Annotated in this window: 11 protein-coding genes and 2 pseudogenes; 8 read left to right on the top strand and 5 right to left on the bottom strand. The window is 69.0% G+C overall.

Annotated elements, in window-relative coordinates; translation table 11 throughout:
• Nucleotides 1–46: 46 nt before the first annotated feature.
• Nucleotides 47–859, top strand: a complete 813-nt coding sequence (locus tag ABZ910_RS07420; RefSeq protein ID WP_361360533.1) for an IclR family transcriptional regulator — start codon at nucleotides 47–49, stop codon at nucleotides 857–859.
• Between the two features lie 50 nt (nucleotides 860–909).
• On the opposite strand, the pseudogene ABZ910_RS07415 reads toward ABZ910_RS07420, so the two are convergent.
• Nucleotides 910–1,194 (bottom strand): annotated as a pseudogene (locus ABZ910_RS07415) (SDR family NAD(P)-dependent oxidoreductase); the annotation flags it as partial.
• Nucleotides 1,191–2,546: an MmgE/PrpD family protein gene (locus ABZ910_RS07410; protein WP_361360531.1), complete on the bottom strand. Its 1,356-nt coding sequence runs from the start codon at nucleotides 2,544–2,546 to the stop codon at nucleotides 1,191–1,193. The pseudogene ABZ910_RS07415 and the gene ABZ910_RS07410, both read right to left, overlap by 4 nt.
• Before the next feature lie 502 nt (nucleotides 2,547–3,048).
• Between ABZ910_RS07410 and ABZ910_RS07405 the strand changes: the two are divergent.
• Nucleotides 3,049–3,541: pseudogene (locus ABZ910_RS07405) on the top strand (transposase family protein); the annotation flags it as partial.
• Nucleotides 3,542–3,555: 14 nt separating this feature from the next.
• Here the strand turns inward: ABZ910_RS07405 and ABZ910_RS07400 are convergent.
• Nucleotides 3,556–4,656: an NAD(P)-dependent alcohol dehydrogenase gene (locus tag ABZ910_RS07400; RefSeq protein ID WP_361360529.1), complete on the bottom strand. Its 1,101-nt coding sequence runs from the start codon at nucleotides 4,654–4,656 to the stop codon at nucleotides 3,556–3,558.
• A 185-nt stretch (nucleotides 4,657–4,841) separates the two neighbouring features.
• Here ABZ910_RS07400 and ABZ910_RS07395 point away from each other — a divergent pair, with 185 nt between their 5' ends.
• Genes ABZ910_RS07395 through ABZ910_RS07380 form a run of 4 tightly spaced genes read left to right on the top strand, consistent with a single transcriptional unit; the run spans nucleotide 4,842 to nucleotide 11,009 of the window.
• Nucleotides 4,842–6,278: an aldehyde dehydrogenase family protein gene (locus tag ABZ910_RS07395; RefSeq protein WP_361360527.1), complete on the top strand. Its 1,437-nt coding sequence runs from the start codon at nucleotides 4,842–4,844 to the stop codon at nucleotides 6,276–6,278.
• Between the two features lie 50 nt (nucleotides 6,279–6,328).
• The gene (locus ABZ910_RS07390) at nucleotides 6,329–8,401 is read left to right on the top strand and encodes a hydantoinase/oxoprolinase family protein (RefSeq protein ID WP_361360525.1); all 2,073 of its coding nucleotides are present in this window, start codon (nucleotides 6,329–6,331) and stop codon (nucleotides 8,399–8,401) included.
• Nucleotides 8,402–8,429: 28 nt separating this feature from the next.
• On the top strand, nucleotides 8,430–10,598 hold the full coding sequence (locus ABZ910_RS07385) for a hydantoinase B/oxoprolinase family protein (protein WP_361360523.1): 2,169 nt from the start codon (nucleotides 8,430–8,432) through the stop codon (nucleotides 10,596–10,598).
• A 39-nt stretch (nucleotides 10,599–10,637) separates the two neighbouring features.
• Entirely contained in the window at nucleotides 10,638–11,009 is a 372-nt protein-coding gene (locus ABZ910_RS07380) for an isochorismatase family protein (protein ID WP_361360623.1), read from the top strand.
• Nucleotides 11,010–11,218: 209 nt separating this feature from the next.
• Here ABZ910_RS07380 and ABZ910_RS07375 read toward each other — a convergent pair whose 3' ends face one another.
• Nucleotides 11,219–11,341, bottom strand: coding sequence for a hypothetical protein (locus ABZ910_RS07375; RefSeq protein WP_361360521.1), 123 nt, complete (start codon nucleotides 11,339–11,341; stop codon nucleotides 11,219–11,221).
• Between the two features lie 432 nt (nucleotides 11,342–11,773).
• The gene (locus ABZ910_RS07370; protein WP_361360519.1) at nucleotides 11,774–12,358 is read right to left on the bottom strand and encodes a TetR family transcriptional regulator; all 585 of its coding nucleotides are present in this window, start codon (nucleotides 12,356–12,358) and stop codon (nucleotides 11,774–11,776) included.
• Nucleotides 12,359–12,456: 98 nt separating this feature from the next.
• Here ABZ910_RS07370 and ABZ910_RS07365 point away from each other — a divergent pair, with 98 nt between their 5' ends.
• A complete protein-coding gene (locus tag ABZ910_RS07365) occupies nucleotides 12,457–13,440 on the top strand; it encodes an aldo/keto reductase (protein WP_361360517.1) in 984 nt (327 codons plus the stop codon).
• 167 nt (nucleotides 13,441–13,607) lie between these two features.
• Nucleotides 13,608–13,799: an MBL fold metallo-hydrolase gene (locus ABZ910_RS07360; RefSeq protein ID WP_361360515.1), complete on the top strand. Its 192-nt coding sequence runs from the start codon at nucleotides 13,608–13,610 to the stop codon at nucleotides 13,797–13,799.
• Nucleotides 13,800–13,843 lie beyond the last annotated feature (44 nt).

Below are 13,843 nucleotides of genomic sequence, written 5' to 3'. Positions count from 1 at the left end.
ATTCCGTCTGTGGCCGCCGCCCCCACCGCACGAGGAGCGTGCCCCGATGACCTCCACGGACCCGGCCCTGACGGGTGCCTCCGACACGCCGCCCGCCCCCACCCATGCGGGGACCCAGACCCTGGTCCGCGGCCTCCGCGTCCTGGAGGCGATGGCTGACCACGAGGGGTCCGTCGGCGTCGGCGAGCTATCCCGGCTCATCGACCTGCCGAAGTCGACCGTGCAGCGCCTGCTGCGCACGCTGCACCAGGAGGGCTGGGCGCAGATGACTACCGACCCGGTCACCCGGTGGCGGCTCAGTCCCCGGATGCTGGCGCTGGCCCGGCAGGGCGCGCCCTCGCGCAACCTGCGCGAGGTCGCCCAGCCCCACATCGCCGCGCTGGGCGAGCGCACCGGTGAGACCATCCACCTGTCGGTACCCGACGGCGACCTCCGTCTCGTCCTCATCGACCGGATCGACTCGGTGTACCCGGTCCGCACCTTCAACCCGATCGGCGCATCGACCGCGCTGCACACCAGCGCGAGCGGCAAGGCGTTCCTCTCCCTGCTGCCCGACGAGGAGGTCGAGCGGATCCTCGCCCGCCCGCTCGACAAGGTCATGCCCAACACGAGCGTCGACCCTCGGCACCTCATGCACCAGGTCCTCGAGGCGCGCGACAGGGGGTACGCGGTCAACATCTCGGAGAACCGGGCCAACGTCTGCGCGATCGGGGCGGCCGTCGCCGAAGCGTCCGGCAGACCTGTGGCAACGGTGGCCATCTCAATGCCGGACATGCGGTTCGAGCCGACGCGGGTGCCGGAGTGGGGTGCCTGGGTCCGGGACGCCGCCCGGGCGATCAGCGACGAGCTCGGCGCCTGAACGCCTACCGGATCGACTGGCCCCCGTCCACGTCGAGACACACCCCCTTGAGCCTGCCGGTGCGGCAGCCCGGCGTTGTTCACCATCATGTGCAGCCCACCGAACCGTTCCTCGGCCGACGTCACGAGGCGCTCCGTAGCTCCGGGGGCGGTGGCGTCGGTCCGCACGGCGATCGCCGAGGGCAGCCCGGCGGCGACCTCCTTCGCGCACCGCTCGTCGATGTCAGAGACCATGACGTTCGCCGGGGCCTCGGCGAACGTGCGCGCGGTGGCCGAGCCGAATCCCCCCGCTGCGCCGGTGACGACCACGGTGCGGCCCTCGAAGGACAGCTTCATTCCTGATCTCCCTCCTTGTGGAGGGACAGCGCCCGGCGGAGTGCCCGGTGATCCGAGCGCCCCGCGGGCAGGTCGATGAGTACGGCCCGCAGCGCCGCGGACCGGTCGGGACCGCACACCGGCCCCACGATCTCGTCGAACTTGCGCCGGACGACCTCCGCCCGCACCGCGGGGGACGGCAGGACCGCCGAGTCGGCCGCCGCGGTGAGCACCCGACCGTCTGCGAGGTGGATCCGGATGCTCGCGCGCTGGGCGGGGACGGTCGGGTCGTACCGCAGCCGGACCCGGGCGGCGAGGGTGCGCAGGCGCGGCTCGACCACCGAGTCGGGGGTGAAGTCCCGGATCCCGCACCGCCCCCGCAGCAGGGCCAGCGCGACGGTGAAGGCGAGGCTGAACTTGCCCTCCAGCGGCGTCTGCGGGACCGGGATCGCGCACACCGACGCGAGCACGTCGGACACCGTGAGCTCGATCTGCTCGACCTCCGCGTCGCGAACCGTGTCCCGCAGGCCCAGCGCCGCATCGACGGCGGCGTGCGTGCCGAAGCAGGATGCGTGCCGCTTGAACTGCACCTCCCGTAGGAACCAGCGTTCCTCCAGGGGCATCGCCAGCAGCTCCCGGTCGACGTCGATCCCGAGGGCCTCGGCGAACCCGCGCGGCCCCGTGACTGCGTCGGCAGCCGCCGTGAAGCCTTGCGCGGCGAGCCGAGCGGCGAGGAGGCCCGTCTCGGCGGCGCGCCCTGCGTGCAGGGGTTTCGTCATCGTCCCGAACATCGCCCGCAGTCCCGCGGCGCTCGTCGCGGCGATCGATAACGCCACGTCCACTCGGGACGGTGGCAGCCCGAGCAGGTGGGCCGCCCCGGCGGCCGCGCCGAACACACCGATCGTGGCCGTGGGATGGTGTCCGGCCGCGTAGTGGTGTGGCGCGACCGCGGCGCCGATCCGGGCCTGAGTCTCGAAGCCCGCGACGAAGGCGGCCAGCAGCCGCCCGCCGTCCACCTCCGCGCCTGCGGCGACCGCAAGGTCAGCGGCGGCGAGGACTGCCGGCAGCAGCGGCGCCGACGGGTGCACACCTGCGGCGGGAAGCCAGTCGTCGAAGTCGAGGGCGTGCGCGGCCGTCCCGTTGACCAGGGCCGCGGCGCGAGCGCCCCGCGACCGGCCGTCGAAGGTCAGACAGTCGCCGGATTCCTCCGCCGCGGCGCTCACCAGTCGCACGACCTCCTCGTTCGCGCCCGCGACGCCGACCGCCACGGTGTCGAGCAGGCTGTCCACGGCCGCGTCGGTCACATCGGCCGGGATGTCGCGAAACCGCAGTTCGGCGGGGACGGCCCCGACGGTCTCGGGCGCAGCGGTCATCTCATCCTCCTCGACGAGCACAAGATCCACTCAACGGCACAGCGTGCCACCAGTCAGCATGGAAAGCTCTGCAGCCTGTGTCAAGCAGCAGCACATACTTGTCCGCTTTACCGACCGCTGACGCCGGAGCGCTCATCCTGGTCGTCCCGGCCGGGATCGAGGACGTGGATCTGGTGCGGTCGTCGTGCAGCCCCGTGCGCTTGAACCGCAGCAACCAGGAGATCGTGCGCTCCGACGCGTCTGGTTGTGAGACCGATCGCCGATGATGCGGCGGAAACCGGCAGATCATGAGGAAGGGCTGGAACCGTACGCAGGAGAGATGGAGCAACTGTTCACATACCGACTCGTCCGCACCGCAGGCGGGCGCTCGGTCCCAGACGGACGAGAGCCCGACTCCGGCGCTGGCGGTGTCGGCAGTGAACCACCCGGCGATGAGGCGCATGAGCAGTTTGCCGTTCGCGTGCCACGGCAACGAGTCGGCGAGGCGGATGAGCTTGGGGGTCTCCACCCTCACCCCCGTGACACCAGCAACGCAGCCCATAACCCCCGGTCAGCCGACGGCCCGTCCCCGCACCCATGCACGAGGAATCTGCGCGACCCGGAGCTGACCGGCATGCCCGAACCTGCGCTGGACGAACTCGTCAACCAACTGGGTGTGGACTTGGACGAGTTGCGTGAGCAAGGACGGCTCCAGCAGCGAGGAGGCGAACGCATCCGTGCTCGCGGTGCAGGGGCCAAGGGCAAGCTGACCACCTCAGACAGAGTCCTGGCCACCGTGCTCTACCTGCGCAAACTCGGCACCACAGATCTGCTCGCCCAGCTCTTCGGAGTCACCGAAAGGAAGCACCCTCACCAGGGCCGTCCACCAAGTCCAGCCCCTCCTCGCCGAGCACGGCTACACGATCCCGCCCTCAACAGCCAGGTTCCGCACCCCCGCTGACGTCACCGCGTTCCTCGCAAACAGCAGCCCCGCGGACATCAAATCAGCATGCTGATTCTCTGCGAGCCCTTAGAAGACGAGGACTGGTTTGATCGCCGCACCGGACTCGGCCGCGGTGACCGCGGCGCCGATGTCGGCGAAGTCGAAGGTCTGCACGAGCCTGTCGACCGGGAACCGGCCTTGGGCGTGGAGGGTGGTCAAACGCGGTATGAACTCGTCGGGTACGACCAGGCCGCCAGGGAAGCCGCCGACGCGGACGCCGGTCATCGCGAACTGGTAGTGCGGTAGGGAAAAGGAGCCCCCGCCCATGTCCAGTCCGAGGACGGCACAGAAGCCGCCCTTGGCCAGGCACGCGACTGCGGTCTCGGTGAGGTCGGTCCTTCCGGCGGCGTCGATGGCGAACTGGACGCCGCCCGGCACGATCGCCCTGACCGCCTCCGCTAGGTTGTCGGTCTCGCGCGAGTCCACGGTGTGGGTCGCCCCGAGCTCGCTGGCGAGGGCGAGGCGCTGGGGGGCGACGTCGACGGCGATGATGGTTGCGCAGCCGAGAAGGTGCGCCATCATGATGGCTGACATGCCGACGGCTCCGGCGCCGATCACGACGATCGAGTCACCAACCCGTGGCCGGAGTCCGTTCGCGACCGTCCCGGCGCCGGTCTGCACCCCGCACGCGAAGGCGGGAGCGAGAGTCAGGTCGAGCGATGGGTCGAGGACGGTTGCCTGCTGCTCGTTGGCTAGGCAGTGCGTGGCGAAGCTCGACTGGCCGAAGAACTGCCCGTAGACGACCTGGTCGTCCCGCGAGAGTCCCGTAGTGCCGTCGGCTCGGGCGCCGCTGTGATTGAGGACCGCGTTGTGGGGGCAGAGCTTGGGGATGCCGCTCACGCAGGTGGGGCACTTCCCGCAGGCGATGTAGTTCAGCAGCGCATGGTCGCCGACCTCGACCTTCGTCACGCTCGACCCGACCTCGACGACGACGCCGGCCCCCTCGTGGCCGAGGACGATCGGGCGTGGGTGAAATGAGCCGCGGCCGTGCAGGTCCGACCCGCAGATGCCCGTTGCGACCAGCCGGACCATGATCTCGTCCGCGCGCGGCGCCTCCAGCTCCAGCTCCTGCAGGACCAGCTCGCCATGGGGATCTCGTTCCATCGAAACCGCTGCCGTGATCTGCATTGCCAGTCCTCCGGCTCGTGCTCGATAAGGATTGATGCAGCGGGCATGCCGCCGCCGTCTGCGAAACAAGACCGTTACATCCGTTCACATGCTTGTCAACAGACAAGTTTGTCCTTATCGTCTCGGCCATGTCAGAGCGCGAGCATGTCCAGCCCTCCGTCAAACCGGTACGAGACAGGTGGCAGATGATCGTCGGCGACGGTCATCGCGGCGCCTCATCGGGCGAGTGGATCGACGTCGTCGATCCGGGACTCGACGAGTCGTTCGCCCAGGTCCCCCAGGCGTCCGACCGAGATGTCGACGACGCGGTCCGTGCGGCTCGAGCATCCTTCGACGACCAGCGTTGGCGAGGCTGGAGCGCCGATAGGCGATCCCAGGTGCTCTGGCGGATCGCGGAGCTGATCGAGCAGAATGTCGCGGAGCTCGCGGAGCTCGAGACGAGGAACCAGGGCATGCCGCTGGCCTTCGCGAAGGCCCACGTGTTCCCTGGAATTGCCAGGACCTTTCGCTATTACGCGGGCGCGATCGAGCGCATCGAGGGGCGGGCGGTCGAGCTCACGTCGCCGGGCACACGCCGATTTCATGCCTACACGCGCCGCGAGCCGGTGGGCGTCGCCGGCGTCATCGTCCCCTGGAACGGGCCTCTGCTGTCGTTGTCTTGGAAGCTCGCTCCAGCTCTCGCAGCCGGTTGCTCCACAGTCGTGAAGCCGGCGGAGGAGACGCCGCTGACCGCGATCCGGCTGGCGGAGATCTGCCTGGAAGCCGGTGTGCCGCCCGGTGTCGTCAACGTCGTCACGGGCGTGGGACATGTCACCGGCGCAGCCATCGCCGCACACCTCGACGTCGACAAGGTCTCGTTCACAGGGTCGACAGAGGTCGGCCGCTCTCTCCTCCAGGCCGCTCAGGGCAACTTGAAGAAGCTCACCCTCGAACTGGGAGGGAAGTCACCGGTGGTGGTGTTCGAGGACGCCGACCTGTCGAGTGCGATCCCGGGTGCCGCTGCGGCCATCTTCAGCAACGCCGGCCAGATCTGTACTGCCGGCTCGCGGCTCCTCGTGCACGAGTCGGTGATCGACGAAGTCGTCGAAGGGCTCGTGCGCGCGGCCGACGCCGTCCGCCTGGGGTACAGGACGGACGAACAGGCTCAGATCGGACCGCTCATCTCGCGTCGCCAGCGCGAGCGGGTGAGCGGCTATGTGGAGCAGGGGATCCGGGATGGGGCGGAGGTTGTCACCGGCGGAACGGCGCCGGCGGGGGCGGGGTTCTTCTACCGTCCGACGGTCGTCAAGGGGGTGGACCCGACGATGTCGCTGGTCCGAGAGGAGATATTTGGACCGGTCGTTGCGGTGATGCCCTTCGCCGAGGAGTCGCAGGCGGTCGCGATGGCCAACGACACTGACTACGGCCTCGCCGGGAGCGTCTGGACCGCCGACATTGATCGTGCCCACCGAGTGGCCGCGCAGATCAGGGCGGGCCGTATCGGGGTCAACGTGCATGCCTCGCCGGACGTCGCGATGCCGACCGGCGGCTTCAAACAGTCCGGGTGGGGCCGCGAGCTCGGACCGGACGGCCTCGATCCCTACCTGGAGACCAAGTCGGTCTACGTCGCGGTCGACGCCTGACGTTCGCGCAGCCGGCCGCCGTGGATCGCTAGCACACCAAAGGAGTGGACATGACGATGCACGTCGGGGTCGACGTCGGTGGCACCTTCACCGACGCCGTCGCCATCATTGATGGAACGACGGTGAGGGGCAAGGCGCTGTCGACGCAGGACATCACGAGTGGCATCCTGGACGCACTCGCCGCGCTGCGCCGCGAGCTGGCGCTCGACGAACAGCAGTTCCTCCCCGGTATCGAGCGCTTCGTGCTCGGCAACACGATCGTGACGAACGCTGTGGACGAGCTCCGGTTCGCGAAGGTGGGACTGATCACCACTGCGGGGTTCAAGGACACGCTGCGGATCTCGCGCTCCGCGCGGGGAGAGAGCCGGGACCCGCACGATCACCGTCCCCACCCCTCGCTGCTCGACCGTCGACACATAGTGGAGGCGCGGGAGCGCGTGGACTCACGGGGCAGGGTCGTCGTTCCTCTCGATCCTGACGCCGTGCGTGCCACGCTGCGGCGGCTGGTCGAGGAGGACGACGTCGAGGCGATCGCCGTCTGCCTGCTCTGGTCCTTCCGCAATCCCGACCACGAGCGCCTGATAAGGGACCTGATCGCGTCGACGTATCCGCGACTGCGGTTCACGCTCTCCTCCGACGTGGCTCCCGTGTACCGGGAGTACGAGCGAACTGTCACCACCGTGCTCGACGCCGCGGTCAAGCCGCTTGTGCTGGACCACTTCGCGAAGCTCGAAGAGCGACTTGCAGCAGCAGGCCTCCGGGTTCGGCCGCAGATCATGCAGGTACACGGCGGCTTCCTCTCGGTGGAGGACACGCTCAAGGCACCCATCAACATGTTCAACTCCGGCCCCGTCGGCGGCGTTGCGGGCGCCCGGCTGCTCGGCGAATCGATCAGCCGTTCCCGGGTCCTGACCGCAGACATGGGCGGCACCAGCCTGGACGCCGCAGCGATCGTCGACGGAAAGCTCCGCACCGTCACCCGGGCGCAGATCGCCCAATTCCCCACTAGCCTCACCGCCGTCGACATCGAGACCATCGGCGCCGGCGGCGGCAGCCTGGGCTGGGTCGACGAGCGTGGCATGCTCCGAGTAGGACCGCACAGCGCCGGATCACGCCCGGGCCCGGTTTGCTACGGCCTCGGGGGTACCCAGCCGACGATCACCGACGCCACCTTGGTCATGGGATTGATCAACCCTGACTACTACCTTGGCGGCGGGCTGAAGCTAGACGTCGACGGTGCACGGTCCGCGATGACGGAGCGCCTCGGTCGCCGACTCGACATGGCCCCGGAGACGGTCGCCAACGGCATGTACCGGCTGACGGTCCAGCAAATGGCCAACGCTGTCCGGAAGATCACGATCAACCGCGGCTACGATCCGCGCGAGTTCACGATGATGAACTTCGGCGGGGCGATGGGACTCTTCGCGGCCGCCGTGGCGAGCGAGGTCGGCATCAGCGAGATCCTGGTGCCTGCCAACGCTGCGGTGTTCTCGGCCTGGGGTCTGATGCATGCCGACGCGGTCTACACCCAGGTCCGCACCAGCCCGTGGGACTTCGACTCGCCGGCCGCGGACCTCGAAGACACCTTCGTCGAACTTGAGGCCGGTGCGACCAGCTGGTTCGAGCGTGAGTCGATTCCAGCCAGGGACCGGCAGTTGGTCCGCGAAGCCGACATGAAGTTCGTCGGCCAGATCTTCGAGGTCACGACCACGCTGCCCCAGGGGCCCATCGGCGAGCCGGCAAAGCGGCAGATCAGGGAGCGGTTCATCCGCGACTACGAGGCCGAGTTCGGAGCTGGAACCGCGTGGTCGGAGAGCCCGATCGCCTTGATCAACGCCCGGGTCCGCGCGGTCGGCAGGTCAGAGGCACTGCCTCGAGTGGCGGGCAGCCGTGACGGCGGAGTTACCTCGTCGGAGAGCTACCAACGGCGAATCGTCGATCCGGCGACAGGGCGGCATCGTGTCGTCGACGTCCACCGCGGCATCACGCCCGGGCAGCCAGTTTCGGGGCCCTGCCTTCTTGAGGAGCCGGACACCACCGTCTACCTGCCGGCGGGTGCCGAGGCGGAACTCTCGCATACAGGGGACCTCCTCATCGCACTCGATCACGCCGCCGCCCGGTGAACCAGCAGAAGTCAGGGAGAGACGCAGCATGACCAGAAGTGATCTTCGCGCCGACTTCGACCCGATCACCCTCGAGGTGATCCGGATGAGGCTGGACAACATCGTCGAGGAGATGGGCATCGCTATGATCCGCTCCTCCGGATCGCCGGTGATCACGGAGGCGCGGGACTACAACACCGCACTCTTCGACCACCAGGGGCGATTCTTCTCCTACTCCGACGCGGTCCAGTTGCACATCGGCTCCGGTGGGGTCGCGGTCAGGAGCCTGCTGGAAGCGATTCCGACGGAGGAGATGCATCCCGGAGACGCGTTCATCAGCAACGACCCCCACACGGCCGGCTCGAGCCATCCACCGGACACGACCGTCATCTCGCCGATCTTCTTCGGCGGCACGCTGGTCGGCTTCGCCCAATCCCAGGCGCACCTGGTCGACGTCGGCGGGATGACCCCGGGCGGGTTCGCGCCCGCTGCCCGTGACTGCTACGCCGAGGCGCTACGGCTCCCGCCCGGGATGAAGATCTTCGACCGCGGCGAGCCGGTCGACGCGATGCGACGACTCATCGCCAACAACGTCCGCGTTCCCGTCCTTCACTGGAACGACATCCGGAGCATGGTCGCCAGCAACAACACCGGGATCCGACGGCTGCAGGCCACCATCGAAGAATTCGGACTCGACGAGTTCCGCAACTACACGGCGCTCAGCTTCGAGCTGGCCGAGGAGGTGCTGCGTCAGCGCATCCGGGAGATCCCCGACGGGACGTTCCACAGCGAGGAGTGGGTCGAGGGGAACGGCCACGACGACGGCCTGATCAAGGTGGCCTGCACCATGACGGTCTCGGGTGACTCCATCGCGTTCGACTTCGCCGGCTCGAGCCCGCAAACCGACGGCTTCGTCAACTGCAGCTTCGGCGCACTCGTCGGCAGCGTCGCCACGGCTGCGGTCGCCCTTTTGGGCTGGGATGTCCCCTTCAACGAGGGCGTGATGCGCGCCTTCGACGTCACGGCGCCGAGGGGGACCGTGGTGAACCCGGACGTTCCGGCGCCGGTGAGCAACGGTCATCTGACGACAGGCGTGCGCGCCACCCGGCTGGTCACCCGGCTGCTGAGCCAGGCCTGTGTGCGCAGCGGCAACCTCCAGGTGTCACGGCGCGTGCAAGGGGAGTGGGGCGACTCGTGGACCGGTGGGATCACCGCCGGCACGCGCCGCGACACCGGTGAGTTCTTCGTGTGGTTCAACATGGACGGCGGGGGTACCGGCACCGGCGCCCAGGTCGTCGGCGACGGTCTCGACGCCGGGGGAGCGATGGGCGCGGTCGGCAACATGCTTCCCGATGTGGAGATGAACGAGCTCCTCTATCCCAGCCTCTATCTATGGAAGCGACTCGCGGTCGACTCGTGCGGTCCGGGCACCAGCCGCGGTGGGATGGGCCTCGACTTCGCCTGGACGCTCTGGGGAGCCGAGGAGACCACCGAGACCGTGTTCAGCCCGACCGCCGCCGTCCCGCCGTGGGGGTTCGCCGGCGGATGCCCCGGCGGGGGGAGCGGCTTCGCGGTCCTGCGTGACACGAACCTCGACCGGTTGCTTTCTGAGCGCGTCGCACCGGACAACGCGACGATCGAGGCCGCGACCGTCGAACAGCTACCGGTCAACGCGCAAGGCGTCGCCCTCCGCGCCGGGGACGTGCTGCATTGCTGGATCGCCGGCGGTGGCGGCATGGGAGACCCGCTCCTGCGGCCCGCGTCGCAGGTGGTCGCCGACGTCAGGGACTCCTACGTCAGCCCCGAGCTGGCGCGATCGCTGTACGGCGTCGTGGTCGACCGGGGCGCCGAGGGCTGGGACGCTGCCGCGACCGACGCGCAGCGCACCGCGATCCGTCGCGCCCGCCTCGCCGACGCCGAACCTGCCGTCAGCCCGACGCGAGAGGTGGTCGCGGAGATCACCAGCGCCGCCGACGCGATCCCCACGGTCGACGACGACGGAGAGTGGCGGTGCCCGGCATGTCGATCGTCGCTCGGCACGTCACCCGGATGGACGGCCGAGACCGTCGCGGTATCGCGGCCCGCGGCAGCGCGGCTTGCCGACCACGGCGTCAAGGCGCGAGACCGAAGTGGCGGCGAACAGGGTGTCTGGCTCGAGGAGCACTACTGCCGTCACTGCGGGACTCAAGTGCAAACGCAACTGCTCGTCAAGCCCTGACGGCCAGGTGCACCGTTCACCCTCGTCCCGGCTTCTCCTCTGGCTGCCGTTCCCGGATCGGAGGAGGCGCTCAAGCGCGCGCACGCGGCGCTGTCCTGGGCCCGTTCTCACGACGTTCAGGTGGCGTACGTCCGGGCCGCCTTCAGTGCGGAGGACTTCGCCGCTGTGCCGTCCCGGAACATCGGCTTCGCCCCGATCGCTGCGAACGGTTTCCTCGCGGACGGAAGCCCCGAGGCGGGGCTCCACGACTCGTTCGAGGTGCGCGAGCAGGACATCACCGTCCGCAAGAGGCGGATCAGGGCCTCCGTCAGCGCCACTGACCTGCGCGTCCTCCTCCGCGAGCGGGGCATCCACACCCTCGTCCTGGCCGGCCTGTCCACCGGGGGAGTGGTCCCCACCTCCCTGCGCTAGGCGGCCGACGAGGACTATGCGCTCTACGTCCTCAAGGACGCCACAGCAGACCCGGACCCCGAGGTGCACCGCGTGCTCACCGAGACGGTCTTACCGCAGTAGGCTCACGTCATCGAGACCGACGACCTGCACGAGCTGAGCAAGAGCGTCTGACACTCCGGGCGCCGCTACCCGCCCAGCAGGCGGCATCCGCCTGCTGGGCCCGTGCGTCATGAGACGCTGCCGGCCAGCCGGTTCATGAGTGCGGTGGCCTTCAGCAGGGTCTTGCGCTCGTCCGCCCGGAGCTGGGTTTCGAGCGCTGCTTCGAGCCAGGGCTCGCGGGCCGCCGACATCGGTTGAACCAGTGCCCGTCCCTCGGCGGTCGCGCGGACGAGCGTCTTGCGCCGCTCGCTGGGTCCTCGCCGAACGTCATCAGTCCGCCGACTCGCAGGGCCGAGAGTGTCTCGGCTATCGACTGGCGGCGTACGTGCTCCACCGCTGCTAGTGCGCTTGCCGTGGTCGGGCCTTCCCTGGTGATGGGGGCCAGGGTGTCGAGCTGTGACCAGGTCTATGGCATTTCGTCAGGCGCCGATTCGGTACGCAGCCGGGTCATCGCCTTCATCAACTCGGCCGCGATCTCTGCTTCGGATGTTGTCGCGCCGCCCACCTGCCCAGCCCAGCCGGTGAGAACCGCCTGACATTTCACACGCGGCACGCGCACCGGCGCGGAGCCCCCCGGCGCTGCCGGCCGCCTTTCAGGGCTCGGACGTGCGCCCCGTGGGCTGCTACCCCTCGGAGTTCTTCGGTGTGATGATCCGGCGGGTTGCCTCGACGACTGCCGAGCGGTGCTGCGTCAGGCGTTCGGCCTGCCAGGACTGGCTCCCTTCCTCTGCGTTGGTGCCTTCGGAGGCCAGGAACCAGGCCTGCGCGGCAGCGAGGACCATGGCCAGGAGGTCGGCCGGGTTCATCTCCGGGGTGAGGCCGCCGCGCTGCTGGGCGGCGGCGATCTCGGCGGTCTTGTGGTGGAACGCGTCCGGTTCGAGTCCGGTGGCGGAGGGGCGTTCCAGGAGTCTCCATAGGCGTAGGCGGATGAGGTCCGGGCGGGCGACGAGGTGGTCGAAGATCGCGCCGGCGTATCCGGGCAGGTCCTCGACGGCGAACGGCACCGACTCGCCTTCCGCCATCGCTCGTTGCAGGACCGCGTCGAAGAGTTGCTCCTTGCTGCCGAAGTAGACGTAGATAAACCGCTTGTTGGCCCTGGCGATCTCGGCGATCCGGTCCACTCGGGCGCCTGCGATGCCGTGGGCGGCGAACTCGGTGAAGGCGGCGTCGAGTAGCCGGGCCTTGGTGGCGCTGGAATCGCGTGGCATGCAGGCCACGCTAACAAGTAACTATCTAGTTATTGACCCCGCCGGACCTTGGTCTATGCTATGTATCTATCCGGTTAGTTTTGGCTAGGGAGTCCGTCATGGAACATCGCGCACTGGGCAGCCAGGGCCTGACCGTCGGCCTTGAAGGGCTTGGCTGCATGGGGATGAGCGCCCTCTACGGCGCCACCGACGAGGCCGAGTCGCTGGCCACCATCGACCGGGCGCTGCAGCTCGGCGTCACCCTTCTGGACACCGCCGAGGGCTACGGCCCGTTCGTCAACGAGCAGCTGCTCGGCAAGGCGCTGGCAGGGCGCCGGGATGCCGCCGTGCTCGCCACCAAGACCGGTGTCGAGATCACCGACGACGGGCAGCTGGTCGGCCTCAACAGCCGGCCCGAGTATCTGCGCCGGGCCCTGGAGCGCTCGCTGCGCCACTTGGGCACCGACCACGTCGACCTGTACTACCTGCACCGCATCGACCCCAATGTGCCGATCGAGGAGAGCGTCGGGGCGCTGGCCGAGCTGGTCGCCGAGGGCAAGGTGCGTCACATCGGCGTCTGCGAGGCTTCGGCGCGGACGATCCGGCGTGCGCACGCCGTCCACCCGCTCACCGCGGTCCAGACCGAGTACTCGCTGTTCGAGCGCGGGATCGAGCACGACGGGGTGTTCGACACGCTGCGGGAGCTGGGGATCGGCCTGGTCGCCTACTCCCCGCTGGGCCGCGGCTTCCTCTCCGGTGCGATCACCTCTCCGGACGACTTCGCCGAGGACGACTGGCGCCGCACCGACCCCCGGTTCCAGGGCGAGAACTTCGACCGCAACCTGGATGTGGTTCGTGAGGTCCGCCGCATCGCGGCCGACAAGGGCGTCACCCCTTCGCAGTTGGCGCTTGCCTGGGTGCTGCACCAGGGCGCGGTGCCCATCCCGGGCACCAAGCGCCGCCGCTACCTGGAGGAGAACGTCGCCGCGACCGAGGTGACGCTCACCTCGGAGGACATCGCCGCGACCGAGGCGGTGGCCCCGCACGGCGCGGTCTCCGGCGACCGCTACGCACCCGAGTTCATGGGCATGCTGAACGGCTGAGACCATCCATGAAGGACGTTGCGATGCCCCGAACGGCCGAGCGCATCACCGTCGGCGAAACGTCGATCACCTACCTATGATGCCGGGAGTGGACTGGGCGGCCCACCCTGGCTCTCTCGAAGACGGCCGGCTCATCCTCGCGTTCGGATCTTCCCGGCCTTGCTCACGTGAAGGGAGGTCGGCTCCCGCAGCGCCTCACCGCGGAGGGACTGTCCCCCGACGACATCGACATCGACACCGCGGTGTACACGCATCTGCACCTCGATCACATCGGCGGACCAGCGATGTCGCGCCGGTGCCCAACGCCCCCACGACGGAGACGCCGAGCGGCCCCACCTTCGCCCGGGCACGGCATCTGATGGCGGAAGAAGAATGGCGGTACTGGACCACTGAGGCGACAGGC

It is taken from the genome of Streptomyces sp. NPDC046805 (assembly GCF_040645355.1).
Taxonomy (GTDB): domain Bacteria; phylum Actinomycetota; class Actinomycetes; order Streptomycetales; family Streptomycetaceae; genus Streptomyces.
Note: the sequence above shows the minus strand (reverse complement) of the source record. Positions and strands in the feature narration are given on the sequence as shown.